The organism is Micromonospora maritima (genome assembly GCF_902825405.1).
GTDB classification, from domain to species: Bacteria; Actinomycetota; Actinomycetes; order Mycobacteriales; family Micromonosporaceae; genus Micromonospora; species Micromonospora maritima.
Genome location: NZ_CADEAU010000065.1, coordinates 1 through 17,256, shown reverse-complemented (window position 1 = coordinate 17,256; position 17,256 = coordinate 1). Strand labels below are relative to the sequence as shown.

Annotated in this window: 19 protein-coding genes and 1 riboswitch; of the genes, 14 read left to right on the top strand and 5 right to left on the bottom strand. The window is 72.5% G+C overall.

What is annotated here, in order from left to right:
- Nucleotides 1-596: SDR family NAD(P)-dependent oxidoreductase (locus HUW36_RS09585; protein ID WP_174527807.1), on the top strand; the 596-nt coding region annotated here is incomplete at its 5' end.
- Between the two features lie 44 nt (nt 597-640).
- On the opposite strand, the gene HUW36_RS34865 is transcribed toward HUW36_RS09585, so the two are convergent.
- Both HUW36_RS34865 and HUW36_RS09580 read right to left on the bottom strand, forming a co-directional pair.
- A complete protein-coding gene (locus HUW36_RS34865; RefSeq protein ID WP_281357504.1) occupies nt 641-766 on the bottom strand; it encodes an MFS transporter small subunit in 126 nt (41 codons plus the stop codon).
- Nucleotides 763-2,181, bottom strand: coding sequence for an OFA family MFS transporter (locus HUW36_RS09580; protein WP_174527806.1), 1,419 nt, complete (start codon nt 2,179-2,181; stop codon nt 763-765). Before HUW36_RS09580 ends, HUW36_RS34865 begins: the two co-directional genes overlap by 4 nt.
- Nucleotides 2,182-2,320: 139 nt before the next feature.
- On the opposite strand from HUW36_RS09580, the gene pdxY reads away from it, so the two are divergent.
- From pdxY to HUW36_RS09545, 7 genes are all read left to right on the top strand, one after another.
- Nucleotides 2,321-3,172, top strand: coding sequence for a pyridoxal kinase PdxY (gene pdxY / locus HUW36_RS09575; RefSeq protein ID WP_174527805.1), 852 nt, complete (start codon nt 2,321-2,323; stop codon nt 3,170-3,172).
- Between the two features lie 89 nt (nt 3,173-3,261).
- Entirely contained in the window at nt 3,262-3,939 is a 678-nt protein-coding gene (locus HUW36_RS09570; protein ID WP_174527804.1) for a hypothetical protein, read from the top strand.
- A 109-nt stretch (nt 3,940-4,048) separates the two neighbouring features.
- Entirely contained in the window at nt 4,049-5,083 is a 1,035-nt protein-coding gene (locus HUW36_RS09565; RefSeq protein WP_174527803.1) for a hypothetical protein, read from the top strand.
- 45 nt (nt 5,084-5,128) lie between these two features.
- The gene (locus tag HUW36_RS09560) at nt 5,129-5,596 is read left to right on the top strand and encodes a helix-turn-helix transcriptional regulator (protein ID WP_174527802.1); all 468 of its coding nucleotides are present in this window, start codon (nt 5,129-5,131) and stop codon (nt 5,594-5,596) included.
- A gap of 5 nt (nt 5,597-5,601) precedes the next feature.
- Nucleotides 5,602-6,015, top strand: a complete 414-nt coding sequence (locus tag HUW36_RS09555) for a VOC family protein (RefSeq protein ID WP_091577623.1) — start codon at nt 5,602-5,604, stop codon at nt 6,013-6,015.
- A 9-nt stretch (nt 6,016-6,024) separates the two neighbouring features.
- The gene (locus tag HUW36_RS09550; protein ID WP_174527801.1) at nt 6,025-6,474 is read left to right on the top strand and encodes a pyridoxamine 5'-phosphate oxidase family protein; all 450 of its coding nucleotides are present in this window, start codon (nt 6,025-6,027) and stop codon (nt 6,472-6,474) included.
- Between the two features lie 27 nt (nt 6,475-6,501).
- Nucleotides 6,502-8,862 carry an ATP-binding cassette domain-containing protein gene (locus tag HUW36_RS09545; RefSeq protein ID WP_174527800.1) on the top strand — a complete coding sequence of 787 codons (2,361 nt, stop codon included), beginning with the start codon at nt 6,502-6,504 and terminating at the stop codon, nt 8,860-8,862.
- 112 nt (nt 8,863-8,974) lie between these two features.
- Here the strand turns inward: HUW36_RS09545 and HUW36_RS09540 are convergent, their stop codons facing one another.
- Nucleotides 8,975-9,841 carry an aminoglycoside phosphotransferase family protein gene (locus HUW36_RS09540; protein ID WP_174527799.1) on the bottom strand — a complete coding sequence of 289 codons (867 nt, stop codon included), beginning with the start codon at nt 9,839-9,841 and terminating at the stop codon, nt 8,975-8,977.
- Nucleotides 9,842-9,937: 96 nt separating this feature from the next.
- Here HUW36_RS09540 and HUW36_RS09535 point away from each other — a divergent pair, with 96 nt between their 5' ends.
- The 3 genes from HUW36_RS09535 (at nt 9,938) to HUW36_RS09525 (ending at nt 13,097) form a co-directional block, all read left to right on the top strand.
- A complete protein-coding gene (locus HUW36_RS09535; protein ID WP_174527798.1) occupies nt 9,938-10,936 on the top strand; it encodes a tyrosine-type recombinase/integrase in 999 nt (332 codons plus the stop codon).
- Nucleotides 10,937-11,118: 182 nt separating this feature from the next.
- Complete coding sequence (locus HUW36_RS09530) at nt 11,119-12,144, top strand: hypothetical protein (protein ID WP_174527797.1); 1,026 nt, start codon at nt 11,119-11,121, stop codon at nt 12,142-12,144.
- Nucleotides 12,142-12,223, top strand: a riboswitch (ZMP/ZTP riboswitch). Its footprint overlaps the gene before it by 3 nt.
- A gap of 13 nt (nt 12,224-12,236) precedes the next feature.
- Entirely contained in the window at nt 12,237-13,097 is an 861-nt protein-coding gene (locus tag HUW36_RS09525) for a bifunctional 5,10-methylenetetrahydrofolate dehydrogenase/5,10-methenyltetrahydrofolate cyclohydrolase (RefSeq protein ID WP_174527796.1), read from the top strand.
- A gap of 1 nt (nt 13,098) precedes the next feature.
- Here HUW36_RS09525 and HUW36_RS09520 read toward each other — a convergent pair whose 3' ends face one another.
- Nucleotides 13,099-13,878: an endonuclease/exonuclease/phosphatase family protein gene (locus HUW36_RS09520; protein WP_174527795.1), complete on the bottom strand. Its 780-nt coding sequence runs from the start codon at nt 13,876-13,878 to the stop codon at nt 13,099-13,101.
- 174 nt (nt 13,879-14,052) lie between these two features.
- Here HUW36_RS09520 and HUW36_RS09515 point away from each other — a divergent pair, with 174 nt between their 5' ends.
- Nucleotides 14,053-14,829, top strand: a complete 777-nt coding sequence (locus tag HUW36_RS09515; protein ID WP_174527794.1) for a sulfite exporter TauE/SafE family protein — start codon at nt 14,053-14,055, stop codon at nt 14,827-14,829.
- Complete coding sequence (locus HUW36_RS09510) at nt 14,829-15,614, top strand: GNAT family N-acetyltransferase (protein WP_246248028.1); 786 nt, start codon at nt 14,829-14,831, stop codon at nt 15,612-15,614. Before HUW36_RS09515 ends, HUW36_RS09510 begins: the two co-directional genes overlap by 1 nt.
- A 63-nt stretch (nt 15,615-15,677) precedes the next feature.
- On the opposite strand, the gene def is transcribed toward HUW36_RS09510, so the two are convergent.
- Nucleotides 15,678-16,187 carry a peptide deformylase gene (gene def / locus HUW36_RS09505; protein ID WP_174527792.1) on the bottom strand — a complete coding sequence of 170 codons (510 nt, stop codon included), beginning with the start codon at nt 16,185-16,187 and terminating at the stop codon, nt 15,678-15,680.
- 109 nt (nt 16,188-16,296) lie between these two features.
- Between def and pip the strand changes: the two genes are divergently transcribed.
- A complete protein-coding gene (gene pip / locus HUW36_RS09500; protein WP_174527791.1) occupies nt 16,297-17,244 on the top strand; it encodes a prolyl aminopeptidase in 948 nt (315 codons plus the stop codon).
- Nucleotides 17,245-17,256: the final 12 nt, after the last annotated feature.

Sequence of the window (17,256 nt, the reverse complement as noted above, 5' to 3'; positions counted from 1 at the left end):
CCGACGTGCGCGCGGCCGGCCGCCGCGCGGTCACCGTCGCCGCCGACACCCGCGACCCCGAGCAGGTACGCCAGCTCTTCGCCGCCGCCGACCAGCTCGGCCCGCTCACCGGCCTGGTCAACAACGCCGGCGTCACCAGCCTGATCGGCCCGTTCACCGACCTGCGCGTCGAGGACCTGCGCGAGGTCGTCGACGTCAACCTCGTCGGCTACGTCCTGTGCGCCCAGCAGGCGGCCCGCCGGATGGACGCCGGCGGCGCGATCGTCAACGTCTCCTCCGCCGCGGCCACCCTCGGCAGCCCTGGCGAGTACATCCACTACGCCGCCGTGAAGGCCGCCACCGACACCCTCACCGTCGGCCTGGCCAAGGAACTGGCTCCGCGCGGCATCCGGGTCAACGCGGTCGCCCCCGGCCTCATCCGCACCGACATCCACGCCCGCTCCGGCATCCCGGACCGACCCGACACCGCCGCCGGCCGGATCCCGCTGGGCCGCGCCGGCGAACCCGACGAGGTCGCCGGCGCCATCGCCCACCTGCTCGGCCCCGACGCCTCGTACACCACGGGCGCCGTCCTGCGCGTCTCCGGCGGCCTCTGAAACGGCGCGGCGGCCCGGGGGAGACCCCGGGCCGCCGCCGCACGTCACTGCGTGAACAGCTTCGCCGCCGTGATCAGCGTCTGCACCACGCCGTAGCCCAGCAGCACCGCCACCACCAGCCACGACACCACCAGACGGACCCGCTGCCCGCCACCGACCCGCTCGTTCACGATCCGCTCCTCTCCGCCGCCACCGGCTGCCCGTCCGCCACCTCGTCCCGGCCTGCCGCCGGCTCGTGGAACCGCTGCGGCACCGGCCGGATCAGCAGGTTCGCCACCAGCCCCACCGCCAGCACCCCGACCATCGTGAACAACGCCGGCCGGTACGCCGCCGCGGTCAACGTGCCCGGCTCGCCCTGCGCGTCGAGGAACGCGTTGACGATCAGCGGACCCGCCACCCCCGCCGCCGACCAGGCGGTCAGCAACCGACCGTGGATCGCACCCACCTCGAACGTGCCGAACAGGTCCCGCAGGTACGCCGGCACGGTGGCGAACCCACCGCCGTAGAACGACAGGATCACGCACGCCAGCAGCACGAACAACGCCGTCGCGGTCTGTCCGACCAGTGCCAGCAGCAGGTACAGCACCATGCCCACACCCAGGTACACCACGTAGATCGGCTTACGGCCGATCACGTCCGACGTCGAGGACCAGACGAACCGGCCGGCCATGTTGAACAACGACAGCAGCCCCACGAACCCGCCGGCCGCCGCCACCGACACCGCCGACGTGCCGCCCTCCCGGAAGAAGTCCTGGATCATCGGGCTGGCCTGCTCCAGGATGCCGATCCCGGCGGTCACGTTGCAGAACAGCACCACCCACAGCAGCCAGAACGACCGCGTCCTCACCGCGTTCGCCGCCGACACGTTCGCGGTGGTCACCAGCGGCTTCGCCGCCACCCTCGCCGGGTCGAACCCGGCCGGACGCCAGTCCGCCGCCGGCACCCGCACGTTGACCACCCCGAACATCATCACCACGAAGTAGCCGATGCCGAGGGTGACGAACAACCACACCAGCGCCGACCCCGACGCCGTCGACCCGCTGTTGGACGGGTCGTAGCCGGAGTCGTAGAACGACAGCAGCTGCCGGGACAGGGGAGAGGCCACCATCGCCCCACCACCGAACCCCATGATCGCCAGACCGGTCGCCAGCCCCGGCCGGTCCGGGAACCACTTGATCAACGTGGAGACGGGGGAGATGTACCCGATCCCCAACCCGATCCCGCCCAGCACCCCGTACCCCAGGTACAGCAGCCACAACTGCTTGCTCGCGATCCCCAGCGCGCCCACCAGGAACCCGGCCGCCCAGAAACACGCCGAGACGAACATCGCCTTGCGCGGCCCGTTCGCCTCCACCCACGTACCGGCCACCGCGGCCGACAGACCCAGCATCACGATCGCGATGCTGAAGATCACCCCGATCGCCGTCTGCCCGGTGTCGAAGTGCGCGATCAGGGAGTTCTTGTACACGCTTGTCGCGTACACCTGTCCGATGCAGAGATGGATCGCCAACGCGGCCGGGGGAATCAGCCAACGGCTGTAGCCCGGCGGCGCGACGGTGTGCCGACGATCGAGTGCGGAAAGCATCAGTGCTTCCTCCGTCCGGATGACGAGAACACCTCGCTTCATGCCCCTGCCGCACGCTGCGCCCAAACCCACCCCGCGCCCGACGGTCGAAACCCTGAGCCGAACGGTCACCACCGCCGCCGGATGCGACCATGAACCGGTGAAGATCCTGTCCATCCAGTCGTCGGTCGCCTACGGCCACGTCGGCAACTCCGCCGCCGTGTTCCCGCTGCAACGCCTGCGCCACGAGGTCTGGCCGGTGCTGACCGTGCACTTCTCCAACCACACCGGCTACGGCGCCTGGCGCGGCCCGCTGCTCGCCCCCACCGACGTCGCCGACGTCATCGCCGGCATCGCCGACCGCGGCGTCCTCGGCACCGCCGACGCCGTGCTCTCCGGCTACCAGGGCGACCCCGCCGTCGGCGCGGTCATCCTCGACGCCGTCGCCCAGGTCAAGGCCGCCAACCCCGACGCCCTCTACTGCTGCGACCCGGTCATGGGCGACGTCGGCCGCGGCATGTTCGTCCGCCCCGGCATCCCCGAATACCTGCGCGACACCGTCGTGCCCCGCGCCGACATCGTCACTCCCAACCAGTTCGAGCTGGAGTTCCTCGCCGACCGCACCACGGACACCCTCGACGACCTGCTCGCCGCCGTCGACACCGTCCGCGCCACCGGCCCCCGCCACGTCCTGGTCACCAGCGTCCTGCACGGCGACCTGCCCGCCGACCACCTCGACGTCGTCGCCGTCTCCGACACCGGCGCGTGGGCGGTCACCACCCCGCTGCTGCCGATCGCCCCCAACGGTGGCGGCGACGTCACCGCCGCCCTCTACCTGGCCCACCTCGCCACCACCGGCTCGCCCGAGACCGCGCTCGAACGCACCACCAACTCGATCTTCGCGGTACTCGAGGCCACCCTCGCCGCCGGCACCCGGGAACTGCAACTCGTCGCCGCCCAGGACGCCATCGCCGACCCGCCCACCCGGTTCACCGCCCGCCGGCTGCGCTGACCAGCCACCTCGGCACATCCCATCCTTCTCTATAAATATTGACCCGTATCGAATAGTCTGGGGGTACGTCACTCACACGGGGAGAAGGAATGACCACCAGAAACACACGACGTACACGCCTGTCCGCATCAGCGCTGCTCGCTCTCGCGCTGGCCACCGCAGGTGTCCCGGCCCTCACGACCCCGACCGCCGCGGCAGCCGCACCGCCCGACTCCGTCGCCAAGGCCGACCGCCTCGGCATGGGCCTGGTGGGCTTCGACGCGAAGGTCGCCGAGGCGCACGGCTACCGCATCGTGACGTTGCCCGACGGCTCCCAGGCTTCGGTGCCCGCCGACAAGGCAACGGCAGCGGCCGAAGGGCGCTACGTGCCCGAGCACGGTGTCCTCAAGCCGGGCGGCTCGATGTCCACCAACAGCTACGGCGCGGCAACCGGCGAGTGCGGCAGCTCATGGGTAGGCCTCGACCCCAGAGGCGGTGGCCGGGCGACGTTGACGACAGGCATGACCCTCGTCCAGGCCTCGGGCGGCCCCTGGGACATCCACTGGCACGTCGACATCAGCGACAACGGCGGACACTCCACCCAGAACTACGACGAGTACGACGGCTACTACTCCGGCCTCGGACTGTCCTGGGCCGCCAGCGCCCGCACCCTGAACCTGACCCGCGGCTGGGCCAACGCCACCGTCACCTGGGGCAGCTTCACCATCACCGAAGCCGGCTGGCTCTGCTACTCCTACTCGCCGACCACCTCCACGACCATCACCTGACCCCGACCGGACCCCGCCGCCCGGCCGCGCAGACACGCCTGACGCGACCGGGCGGCGACCCGCGCGAGTACCATCACAGCCGGGGACCCCGTGCGGAGGAGGAGGCGCGGTGGAACACGACCCGAGCAGCCACGTCGACGAGCGCCTCGCCCGGCAGACCGAACGCCTGCGCCGTGAACTCCGCGACAGCGGCCTGCCCGTCGTCACGCTCACCGGCCCCGCCCTGCCCGGCACCGCGCGGTTCGCCGGGCTCGAATCCACCGACCGCACGATCACCCACGTACGAGTCGCGCACGGCGACGCGACCACCGGCCCGTGGGCGACCGTCGACACCGCGCGCCGCACCGACAACCGGGACGACCCCCTCCGCCACCGACTGGAACACGCGATGCGCATGGCCGGCGCACACCTGTCCGCCGTCGAATGGACCGAGCACGACGCCACGATGCACCTGGACGGCCGGCGCCTCACCGGACGCACCGTGCGAGCCGGCGACCGGTGGACGGCGACCCGGTGCGCGGACGTCGAGATCGACGCCGAGATCACGGTGGTGACCCGCGACTGGCCCACCGACACCATCCAGCTCCGCCTCGACGCCGACCCGGCACCCCTGCTCGACCGCACATGGCGTCGACCCGTCCCGCTCCCGCCACCACCCGCACCGCCCGTGCCGGACGACCTCGCCCGTGAACCGCACCGGGCGCTGATCGACGCCGCCCTGCGACACCGCCGCCACACCCTGACCTGGATCGCCGGCGGGGGAGCACACCCCGACCTACCGGCCCACTGGCCCCGGCTCTGGCGCGCCGCCGTGCACCGCCAGCAGGAACTCACCGATCAAAGCGAACCAGCGGCCAACCGCGCCGTGTCCGACGCGATCGCCCACCTCACCGCACTCGCCGACCACGCCGACTGGTTCGACACCCGACCCCGGCTACGCGAACGCGCCATCACCGAAACCCTCCTGCACGTCACCGGCCTCGGCGACGACCTCCCCAGCGAACCCGCCCAACTGGCCTGGCGACACCACCAACGGCTGGTACCGGACCCGACGACCGACCTTCGCCGACGCGCCGCCGCCGACCAGGCCTGGCGCGACGCCTGGACCACCTGGGCGGCAGAGTCCACCGACACGCCGCCCTGACCTAACAGGTGGACGACCCCCACGCCGAGCAGCGAAGATGCACACGTGCACGCCCACCACCCGGCCACCGACGACCCCGCGTTCGCCCAACGCCTGCGCGACCTCACCCGACTGCGCCGCGTCCGCGACCGCATCGACCGCGAATACGCCCGCCCCCTCGACGTCGAAGCCCTCGCCCGCGGCGTGCACATGTCCGCCGGCCACCTCAGCCGCCAGTTCCGCCAGACCTACGGCGAATCCCCCTACGCCTACCTCATGACCCGCCGCATCGAACGCGCCATGGCCCTGCTGCGCCGCGGCGACCTCAACGTCACCGATGTCTGCTTCGCCGTCGGCTGCCAGTCCCTGGGCACCTTCAGCACCCGCTTCACCGAACTCGTCGGCGAACCACCCAGCGCCTACCGCGCCCGCCACGCACCCGACACCCCCGAACCACCCCCGTGCCTCACCAAACAGGCCACCCGACCGATCAGGAATCGAGAAGCCCGCACCGGCACGTCACCACTAGCGTGACCACCATGACGATCACCATCCACTACGCGTTCCTGCCGCACACCGACGCCGACGCCGCCATCGCCTTCTACCGCGACACCCTCGGCTTCGACCTGCGCAACGACGTCGGCCAGGGCGACACCATGCGCTGGCTCACCGTCGGCCCGCCCGAACAGCCCGAGACCGGCATCGTCCTGCACCCCCCGGCCGTCGACCCCGGCATCACCGACGACGAACGCCGCACCATCCACGAACTCATCGCCAAGGGCAGCTACGGCGCCCTCACCCTCGCCACCGACGACCTCGACGGCCTCTTCGACCGCCTCCAGGCCAGCGGCGCCGACGTCGTCCAGGAACCCACCGAACAGCCCTACGGCGTCCGCGACTGCGCCTTCCGCGACCCCACCGGCAACCTCATCCGCATCAACGAGCGGCGCTGAGCCCACCCGATGACCGACGCCCCCCGCACCCGCGCCCGACGCCGCCAGGACACCACCCACCGACTCGACCACGACATCGACTGCTGGGTCGCCAGCGCCGACCCCGACGGCACCCCGCACCTCGTGCCCCTGTCCTTCGACTGGGACGGCCACACCCTGCTGCTGGCCACCGCCGCCCACAGCCCCACCGGCCGCAACCTCGCCACCGGCCACGCCCGCGTCGGCCTCGGCCACACCCGCGACGTCGTCATGATCGACGGCGACGTCGAAACGCTCGACATCCACGCCCTACCCGCCGAACGCGGCGACCGGTTCGCCACCCGCACCGGCTTCGACCCCCGTACCCTGACCGAGCCCTACCACTGGTACCGCATCCGACCCCGCCGCATCCAGGCCTGGCGCGAGGTGAACGAGATGACCGGCCGCACCCTCATGCGCGACGGCGCCTGGCTCGACTGACACCCCGCACGACCGGACGGAGACACCATGACCACGGCCACCGCCGACAGCCACGACGTCATCCGCGTCCACGGCGCCCGCGAGAACAACCTGCGCAACGTCGACGTCGACCTGCCCAAACGCCGCCTCACCGTGTTCACCGGCGTCTCCGGCTCCGGCAAGAGCTCCCTGGTCTTCGGCACCATCGCCGCCGAGTCCCAACGACTCATCAACGAGACCTACAGCGCCTTCGTCCAGGGCTTCATGCCCACCCTGTCCCGCCCCGAGGTCGACATCCTCGAAGGCCTCACCACCGCCATCATCGTCGACCAGGAACGCATGGGCGCCGACCCCCGCTCCACCGTCGGCACCGCCACCGACGCCAACGCCATGCTGCGCATCCTGTTCAGCCGCCTCGGCCAACCCCACATCGGCCCACCCAACGCCTACTCCTTCAACGTCCCCTCCGTCCGCGCCGCCGGCGCCATCACCGTCGACCGCGGCCCCGGCAGGACCCAGACCAAGAAGGGCACCTTCCACCGCCTCGGCGGCATGTGCCCCCGCTGCGAGGGCCGCGGCGCCGTCACCGACTTCGACCTCACCGTCCTCTACGACGAGAAGCTTTCCCTCAACGAGGGCGCCATCACCATCCCCGGCTACAGCATGGACGGCTGGTACGGCCGCATCTTCCGCTCCAGCGGCCTGTTCGACCCCGACAAGCCCATCCGCGACTACACCACACGCGAACTGCACGACCTGCTCCACAAGGAACCCACCAAGGTCAAGGTCGACGGCATCAACGTCACCTACACCGGCCTCATCCCCGCCATCAGCAAGTCGATGCTCGCCAAGGACGTCGACGCCATGCAGCCCCACATCCGCGCCTTCGTCGAACGCGCCGTCACGTTCACCACCTGCCCCGACTGCGACGGCACCCGACTGGCCCCCGAAGCCCGCTCCTCGAAGATCAACGGCATCAACATCGCCGACGCCTGCGCCATGCAGATCAGCGACCTCGCCACCTGGGTACGCGACCTGCACGAACCCTCCGTCGGCCCACTGCTCGCCGCACTGGGGGACACCCTCGACTCGTTCGTCGAGATCGGCCTCGGCTACCTCAGCCTCGACCGCCCCGCCGGCACCCTCTCCGGCGGCGAGGCCCAACGCACCAAGATGATCCGCCACCTCGGCTCGTCCCTCACCGACGTCACCTACGTCTTCGACGAACCCACCATCGGCCTGCACCCGCACGACATCGCCCGGATGAACAACCTCCTGCTGCGCCTGCGCGACAAGGGCAACACCGTCCTCGTCGTCGAACACAAGCCGGAGACCATCGCCATCGCCGACCACGTCGTCGACCTCGGCCCCGGCGCCGGCACCGACGGCGGCACCATCTGCTACCAGGGCACCGTCGCCGGCCTGCGCGAAAGCGACACCGTCACCGGCCGCCACCTCGACGACCGCGCCACCTGCAAGGACACCGTCCGTACACCCACCGGAAGCCTGCCCGTCCGCGGCGCCCGAACCCACAACCTGCGCGACGTCGACGTCGACATCCCCCTCGGCGTCCTGGTCGTCGTCACCGGCGTCGCCGGCTCCGGCAAGAGCTCCCTCATCCACGGCTCCCTCGGCAAGCGCGACGACGTCGTCAGCGTCGACCAGACCGCCATCCGCGGCTCCCGCCGCAGCAACCCGGCCACCTACACCGGCCTGCTCGACCCCATCCGCAAGGCCTTCGCCAAGGCCAACGGCGTCAAACCCGCCCTGTTCAGCGCCAACTCCGAAGGCGCCTGCCCCACCTGCAACGGCGCCGGCGTCATCTACACCGACCTGGGCATGATGGCCGGCGTCGCCAGCACCTGCGAGGACTGCGACGGCAAGCGGTTCCAGCCCGCCGTGCTCGACTACCACCTCGGCGGCCGTGACATCAGCGAGGTCCTCGCCATGCCGGTCAACGAGGCGGAGAAGTTCTTCGGCGCCGGCGACGCGCGCACCCCGGCCGCCCACGCCGTCCTCGAACGGCTCGCCGACGTCGGCCTCGGCTACCTCACCCTCGGTCAACCGTTGACCACGCTATCCGGCGGGGAGCGGCAGCGACTCAAGCTCGCCACCCGGATGGGGGACAAGGGCGGCGTCTACGTCCTCGACGAGCCGACCACCGGCCTGCACCTGGCCGACGTGGCCCAACTGCTCGGCCTGCTCGACCGGCTGGTCGAATCCGGCAAGTCGGTCATCGTCATCGAGCACCACCAAGCGGTGATGGCGCACGCCGACTGGATCATCGACCTCGGTCCGGGCGCCGGCCACGACGGCGGACGGATCGTCTTCGAGGGCACGCCGGCCGACCTGGTGGCCGCCCGGTCGACGCTCACCGGCGAGCACCTCGCCGACTACGTCGGGGCCTGACCCGGCGTACGCGGGGCGACGGTGTCCGGCACCGGCACCGCCGCCCCGCTCCGATGGATTCGATAATCCATATTATGTCAAGTAGACCGGATCGGGGCCTCCCCGGCGCCACTCATCCCACCGGATCGGCGAGCACCTCCGCCAGCACCCGCAACGGCTCCACCGGCGAACCCTCGCCGTACGCCACCGAGACGAGCGCCTTCCACAGCGCCCACCCGCGGGCCCGACGCCAGGCGTCGGCGTCCAGGCCGACCGCGTCCCGGAACACCGCGCGTTCGACGCCGACGCACCACGTCCACGCCGGCACCAGGTCACATGCCGGATCACCCACCCCGCACGCGCCGAAGTCGATCACCGCGGCGAGCCGTCCGCCCGCGACGAGCAGGTTGCCGGCCGCGACGTCACCGTGGAACCACACCGGCGCGTCCGGCCAGGCCGAGGTCAGCGCGCGCGCCCACACCTCCCGGCAGGCGTCTCCGTCCACCCGGTCGCCGAGCCGCTCCAGGGCCTGCTCGACGTCGTCGCCGTACACGCTCGGGTGGCATCCGCGGAACGCGGAGTGCCGTCCGGCCGCCGGGCCGCCGGCTGTCGGGATTCGCCGCAGTGCGACCAGGAAGGCGGCCAGGTCGCGCGCGACGGCCGCGCGGTCGAGGTCGTGGGCGGCCTCCAGGGTGTCGCCGGGCAGCCACCGGCGAACCGACCACGGGTACGGGTAACCGGCGGCCGGCTCGCCGGTGGCGACCGGTTCGGGTACGGGCAGCGGCAGGTGGCGGGCCAGGATCGGCAGGCAGCGGTCCTCCTTGGCGATGCCCGACGCGTAACCCTCGGCGCTGGGCAGGCGGACCAGCAGGTCGTCGCCGAGGCGGAAGGTCCGGTTGTCCCACCCCTGTCGCGTGACGGCCGCGACCGGCAGGTGCGCCCACTGCGGGAACTGCGTGGCGACGAGGGTGCGGACGAGTGCGGCGTCGATCTCCACCATGCGGTCCAGTCTCCGGGCGTCCACAACGCGTTTTCCGGCCACCCTCCCCCGGAGCGCGGCCTGGCGCGAACGCGAAATTAGTGCATAATATCCCTTATGCACGACAAAGCGGATGAAATGGTCGAGGTGCTGATCGAGGAGTTCCTGACCGCGCGGGCCACCCGTAAGCCTTCCCCGCACACCCTGGCGGCCTACCGGCGGGATCTGACCACGGTGGCGGCCCTGGTCGCGGCGGACGACGGCACCACTCCCCTCCCCCTGCACCGGTTCCCGGTGACCGCCCTCTCCCCCCGCGTGATGCGGGCGGCGTTCGCGCGCTTCGCCGCTCCCCGCGCCGCCGCGTCCGTCCACCGTGCCTGGTCCACCTGGAACAGCTTCTTCACGTTCCTCGTGGCCGAGGGCGTCGTGCCCGGGAATCCGATGCCGGCGGTCGGGCGGCCCCGCACGCCGCTCCCCCGCCCGAAGCCGCTGCGCGGCGAGGACACGCCGGAGGAGTTGCTGGCGGCGGTGGCGCGCGCGGAGGGCCGGCAGCGCGATCCGTGGCCGGAGCGGGACCTCGCGGTGCTGGCGTTGGCGCTGTGCGCGGGGTTGCGCCTGTCGGAGCTGCTGGCGTTGCGGGTGTCGTCGGTGGCGGGCCGCGCCGGCGAGCGTCGGGTGGACGTGGCGGGCAAGGGTGGGCGGCCCCGCACGGTGCCGATCGAGGCGGGCGTGGACCGGGTGCTGGCCGGTTACCTGGACAGCCGCCGGTTCCGGTTCGGGGCCCGCAGTGTGCGCCCGGACGGGCCGTTGCTGGTGGACCGGCGGGGTGAGCCGTTGCGCCGGGGTGGTCTGCAGTATCTGGTGGAGTCGTGTTACCGGCGGGCGGGCATCGGGGACCGGGTGCCGCGCGGGGCGCGGTTGCACGCGTTGCGGCACACGTTCGCCACGCGGCTGGCCGAGGACGGGGCGAGCGCGGCGGAGATCATGCGGTTGCTGGGGCACGCGTCGTTGGCGTCGTCGCAGACGTACATCGAGGTGACGGCGGGTCAGCAGCGGGCGGCGGTGGCGGCGAACCGCACCAACCGGGCGTTGTCCGGGCTGACGGCACGGAGCTGACCGGGCGTCGGGAAAGTGTCCTCATCTTGGCGATATACCGCTGGGTCATATCTATGACTCAGCGGTATATCGCGTTGTGGGGGCCCTTCCATCGAGCGGTCATGCGACGTGATGTCACCTCGCTTGTCGGGTCGATCGGGCGCCGGGTTCGGAACTGGTGGGGCGCTGGCAGGATCGGGTCGGTGCGGGTGGGTGTGGCGCGGGCGGTGGCGGTCGGCTGGGTGCGGGAGCGGATGCGCGCGGATCCCTCGGTGCAGGGCGCGCTGTTCAGCGGGTCGACGCTGGGGATGCGGGAGGACGCGGAGCTGCCGGCGCCGTCGGACGTGGACGTGTTGCTGGTGCGTGACTCCCCCGCGACGAAGCTGGGCAAGTTCACCCATCGGGGGGTGCTGCTGGATGTCGGCACGGTCGCCTGGGCGGAGTTGGGTGGTCCGGAGGATGTGCTGGGGTCGTGGGTGTTCGCGCCGATGTTCCGGGGCGACGGGGTGATCGCGGATCCGTCGGGCCGGTTGGCGGGGATCGGTCGGCGGGTGGCGGCGGGGTTCGCGGATCCGGTGTGGGTGCGGCGGCGGTGTGCCGGGGTACGGCGGCGGGTCGAGTGCGGGTTGCGGGTGCTGGACGCGGGTGCGCCGCTGGCGGAGCAGGTGTTGGCGTGGGTGTTCCCGACGTCGCTGTTGGCGGTGTGGCCGGCGGTGGCGGGGTTGGTGGATCCGACGGTGCGGCGGCGGTACGTGCGGGCGGCGGAGGTGTTGGGGCGGTTCGGGTTCGCCGGGCGGTATTCGGAGTTGCTGGCGACGCTGGATGGCGGTGGGGTGGACGCGGGGCGGGTGCGGGAGCACCTGGCCGGGTTGGCGGTGGTGTTCGACGAGGTGGCGGGCCTGCCGCGGGAGGGGTTCGCGTTCGGGGCGGATCTGGGTGCGGCGGGGCGGCCGGTGGTGTTCGACGGGGCGGCGGAGCTGGTGGCGGCGGGGCGGCACCGGGAGGCGATGTTCTGGGTGCTGGTGACGTACGCGCGGTGTCATGCGGTGTTGGGGTCGGTGGCGCCGCTGCGGGAGCGGGCGTTGCGGCCGGCGTTCTCGGCGGTGCTGGCGGATCTCGGGGTGGCGTCGTCGGTGGATCGGCGGCGGCGGGCGGACGGGCTGCTGGCGGCGTTGCCGGGGTGGCAGGCGGTGGTGGAGGTGGTCGCGGCGCGTGCTGTGGCAGGCTGAGGGGGACGCGACTGGCGGCACGGGGATGGGTGAACCATCGGGGAGCTCGTCGCGGGGGTCGACCGCCTGGGCCTCCGCGGGCGAGGTGTCGTATGTCTTCTGCGCGGTTGTTGCCGGGTGCCCCGGTGGCGGAGCGGGTGTTGTCGGAGGTCGCCGCGTCGGTGGCGGAGCTGCGTGCGGCGGGGGTGACGCCGGCGTTGGCGACGGTGCTGGTGGGTGACGACGACGCGAGCGCGGGTTACATCCGGATCAAGTCTCGGCAGGCGGCGGAGTTGGGTTTCGCGTCGCCGCACGTGCATCTGCCGTCGTCGGCGTCGCAGGCGGATCTGCACGCGGTGTTGGCGGACTTCAACGCCGACCGGGGTGTGCACGGGGTGTTGGTGCAGCATCCGATTCCGGGGCATCTGGACTACGACCGGGCGTTGGCGGAGTTGGATCCGGACAAGGACGTGGACGGGATGCACCCGGTGAACATGGGCCGGTTGGCGTTGGGGTTGCCGGGTCCGTTGCCGTGTACGCCGGCGGGGATCGAGGCGTTGCTGGCGTTCCATGGTGTGCCGGTGGCGGGTCGGGAGGTGGTGGTCCTGGGTCGGGGTGCGACGTTGGGGCGGCCGTTGGCGATGTTGTTGGCGCAGAAGCGGCCGACGGCGAACGCGGCGGTGACGGTGGTGCACACCGGGGTGGCGGACTGGCCGCGGTACACGCGGCGGGCGGAGATCCTGGTGGCGGCGGCGGGGGTGCCGGGGATCGTGCGGCCGGAGCATGTGCGTCCGGGTGCGGTGGTGGTCGGTGGTGGGGTGCGCTACGAGGGGCGGCGGCTGCTGCCGGACGTGGACGAGTCGTGTGCCGAGGTGGCGGGGGCGATCACGCCGCGGGTGGGTGGGGTGGGTCCGACGACGGTGGCGATGTTGTTCCGTAACGCGGTGCGGGCGGCGGTGCGGGCGAGCGCGTAGGTCAGCCGAGGTCGACGACGAGGGGCCGGTGGTCGGAGATGGTGGCCAGTGGGGTGTCGACGGCGGTGACCGGTGGGAGCCGGTCGAGGTGGTGGCGGTCGGCGAGGATGTGGTCGAGTTGGACGCGGGGCTGCCCGGCCGGGTAGGTGGGGCGTCGGGCCAGGGGCCGCCAGCGGGACAGGGCGGCGGCGGGTCCGGCGGGCAGGTTGAGGTCGCCGAGCAGGATGCGGGGTGCGGGCAGCGCGCGCAGGGCCCGCACGACGCGGCGCAGTTGCCACACGTTCCAGCCGGGGACGAAGGACAGGTGGGTGGCGGCGACGGTGAGTGGGCCGTGGGGGGTGTCGAGGACGGCGGCGAGCACGACGCGGGGTTCGTCGCGGAGCAGGATGAGTCCGCCGCCGGGGCCGGGTACGTAGATGGGTGAGCGGACGGGTGCGGCGCGTAGTCGGGTGACCTGCCAGGAGCGGACGGGGTGGCGGCTGACCAGGCCGATGCCGTAGAGGGGTTCGCCGTGGCCGTCGTCGTCGTGGGTGAGGGGGCGGAACTGTTCGCCGGGGGTGCCGACGACGGCGGCGGCGAAGCGGTGGTGCTCGGCGTTCAGGGCGCGGGCGGCGAGGGCGGTGAGGTCGAGTTTGCCGCTGCGGCTCTGGTCGCGGTCGACCTCCTGGAGGGCGAGCACGTCGGCGTCGAGGGCGGTGACGGCGGCGGTGAGCCGGTCCGGGTCGACGAGTCCGTCGGTGAGGGAGCGGCCGTGCAGCAGGTTGAAGGTGGCCAGGCGCACCTGCACACCCTACGTCGCCGTGGCAGGCTTGCCGGGTGCTGAAGCTGCTGTGCTGTTCGATGCTGGTGTTCGTGGCGGTGGCGTCGGTCGGGTTGTGGTTGCGGCGGCGTCGGGGCCGGTGAGGCTGGCCACAGGCGTTCTCGTGGCCGGTGGTGGGGTGGGGACAATGCGGCCGTGGATGCCGTGTCGCTGACGACGTTGTTGGGCGCTGCCGCGCTGGCCGGGTGGGTGGACGCGGTGGTGGGCGGCGGTGGGTTGCTGTTGTTGCCGGCGTTGTTGGTGGCGGCGCCGGGGCTGCCGGTGGCCACGGCGTTGGGGACGAACAAGCTGGCGGCGATCTTCGGGACGTCGACGGCGGCGGTGACGTATGCGCGGCGGACGAAGCTGGACTGGGCGGTGGCGGGTCCGGCGGCGGGGCTGGCGGTGCTGACGGCGGGGTTGGGTGCGGCGTTGGCGGGGGCGGTGCCGGCGGGGGCGTACCGGCCGGTGGTGCTGGTGGTGTTGGTGTCGGTGGCGGTGTTCGTGCTGACCCGGCCGCGGTTGGGGGTGGTGGCGTCGCCGGCGCGGCGGACCCGCGGGCGGGTGGTGGCGGCGGTGGCGGTGGCCGGGGTGGGCATCGCGTTGTACGACGGGTTGATCGGTCCGGGTACGGGCACGTTCCTGGTGTTGGCGTTCACCGCGCTGGTGGGTGCGGACTTCGTGCACGCGTCGGCGATGGCGAAGGTGGTCAACGCGGGGACGAACCTGGGGGCGCTGGTGGTGTTCGGGGTGACCGGGCACGTGTGGTGGTTGTTGGGCGCGGCGATGGCGGTGTGCAACGTGGCGGGGGCGATGGTGGGCGCGCGGATGGCGTTGCGGCGCGGCGCGGGGTTCGTGCGGGTGGTGCTGCTGGTGGTGGTGCTGGCGTTGGTGGCGCGGCTGGGTTACGACCAGTGGGCGGCGGTGCGGTGATGGCGGTGCGGGCGGAGCACGACCGGGCGGTGCTGGCCGGGTTGCTGGGTCGGGATCCGGTGTTGCACGCGTACCAGTTGGGTGATCTGGACGATTTCTTCTGGCCGTACACGTCGTGGTTCCGTCGTGGCGACGAGGTGGTGTTGCTGTACCACGGGGTGCAGTTGCCGACGTTGTTGGCGTTCGCGGCCCCGCAGCGGGTGGCGGAGTTGTCGGGGTTGCTGGTGGAGGCGGCGCCGGTGTTGCCGGCGCGGTTGTGGGCGCACCTGTCCCCCGGCCTGGAGGCGACGCTGTCGCGGTGGTACGCGGTGTCGGACGCGGCGGCGCACCTGCGGATGGCGTGGACGGATCCGGGGCGCGCGGCGGCGGTGCCGGTGGTGGGTGAGCCGTTGGGTCGGGCGGATCTGCCGCAGTTGCGGGAGTTGTACGCGGTGGCGTATCCGGGGAACTGGTTCGATCCGCGGATGCTGGACACCGGCCAGTACGTGGGGGTGCGTGCGGGTGGCCGGTTGGTGGCGGTGGCCGGGGTGCACGTGTGGTCGCCGCGGTGGCGGGTGGCGGCGTTGGGGAACGTGACGACGCATCCGGATGTGCGGGGGCGTGGTCTGGGTGCGGGTGTGGTGGCGGCGTTGTGCGCGCGGTTGCGGGCGTCGGTGGACCACGTGACGCTCAACGTGCGGGCGGACAACACCGCGGCGGTGCGGTTGTACGAGCGGTTGGGGTTCACGTCGGTCGCCGGGTTCACCGAGTGCGCGTTGACGCGGTTGCCCGGCGACGGGGATTGAGCGACCCGGACGCGAGCTGAGCGGGCAGCGGCCGCCGGCGGGCTGAGCGGGCCGGTGCGGGGGTCAGCGGCCGCGGCTGGGTGAGTCGAAGCGGCCGGCGCGGATCTCCCGCAGCGCCCGGCGGCGGGTGTCGCCGCGCAGGGTGTCGACGTAGAGGCGGCCGCGCAGGTGGTCGGTCTCGTGTTGCAGGGCGCGGGCGAGGAAGCCGGTGCCGGTGACGGTCAGCGGTTCGCCGTGCTGGTCGACGCCGTGGGCGGTGGCGTGCAGCGCGCGGGGCGTCGGGAAGTAGAGCCCGGGGATGGACAGGCAGCCCTCGTCGTCGTCCTGGAGTTCCTCGGACAGTTCCAGGGTGGGGTTGACCAGGTGGCCGCGGTGGCCGTCGGCGTCGTAGACGAACACCTGGGCGTTGACGCCGATCTGGGGGGCGGCGACGCCGGCGCGGCCGGGCGCGCCGAGCAGCGTGTCCATCAGGTCCTGCACGAGGTTGCGCAGGTCGGCGTCGAAGCTGGTGACCGGTTCGCTGGGGGTGCGCAGCACGGGGTCGCCGATGATCCGGATCGGGCGCATAGTCATGCCCGGAAGGCTATCCGTTGCTTACCGGCTCGGGGCGCCCACCCGCCGGGCGCGGCGGGTGGGCGCTACGGTGACGGCGCTGTCGGATCCGTCGTGGGAGGGGCGCCGCATGTATCCACCGGTCGAGCCGTACGCGCAGGGGATGCTGGACGTCGGGGACGGGCAGCGCATCCACTGGGAGACCAGCGGCAACCCCGACGGCCGGCCGGCGCTGGTGGTGCACGGTGGGCCCGGGTCGGGCGCGGACGGGTCGTGGCGGCGGTTGTTCGATCCGTCGGCGTACCGGATCGTGTTGTTCGACCAGCGCGGCTGTGGGCGCAGCACCCCGCCGGTGTCGGATCCGGCCACCGACCTGTCGGTGAACACCACCGGGCACCTGGTGGCCGACATGGAGGCGCTGCGCGCGCACCTGGGGGTGGACCGGTGGTTGTTGTGCGGCGCCTCGTGGGGGTCGACGCTGTCGTTGGCGTACGCGCAGCGGCACCCGGGGCGGGTGAGCGCGCTGGTGCTGTTCAGCGTGGTCGCCACGACCGCGCGGGAGGTCGAGTGGGTGACCCGGGACATGGGTCGGGTCTTCCCGGAGCAGTGGGCGCGGTTCCGCGACGGGGTGCCGGAGGCCGACCGGGACGGTGACCTGGCGGCCGCGTACGCCCGGTTGGTGAACGACCCGGACCCGGCGGTGCGGGAGCGGGCGGCCCGGGACTGGTGCGACTGGGAGGACGTGCACGTCTCCCTGGCCGGCGGGTTCGCGCCGGACCCCCGGTTCGCCGATCCGGTGTTCCGGTTCGGGTTCGCCCGGCTGGTCACCCACTACTTCGCCAACCGGGGGTTCCTGCCCGACGGGCAGCTGTTTCGGGACGCGGGCCGGCTCGCCGGCGTTCCGGGGGTCATGGTGCAGGGCCGGCTGGACGTCAGTGGCCCGCCGGATGTCGCCTGGCGTCTGGCGCGGGACTGGCCGGACGCGCGGCTGGAGATCGTCGAGGCCGGTGGGCACGGCAGCGGGCACGGCGTGGGTGAGCGGGTGGTCGCCGCCCTGGACGCGTTCGCCGCCGGCTGAGCGGCGCCGGCT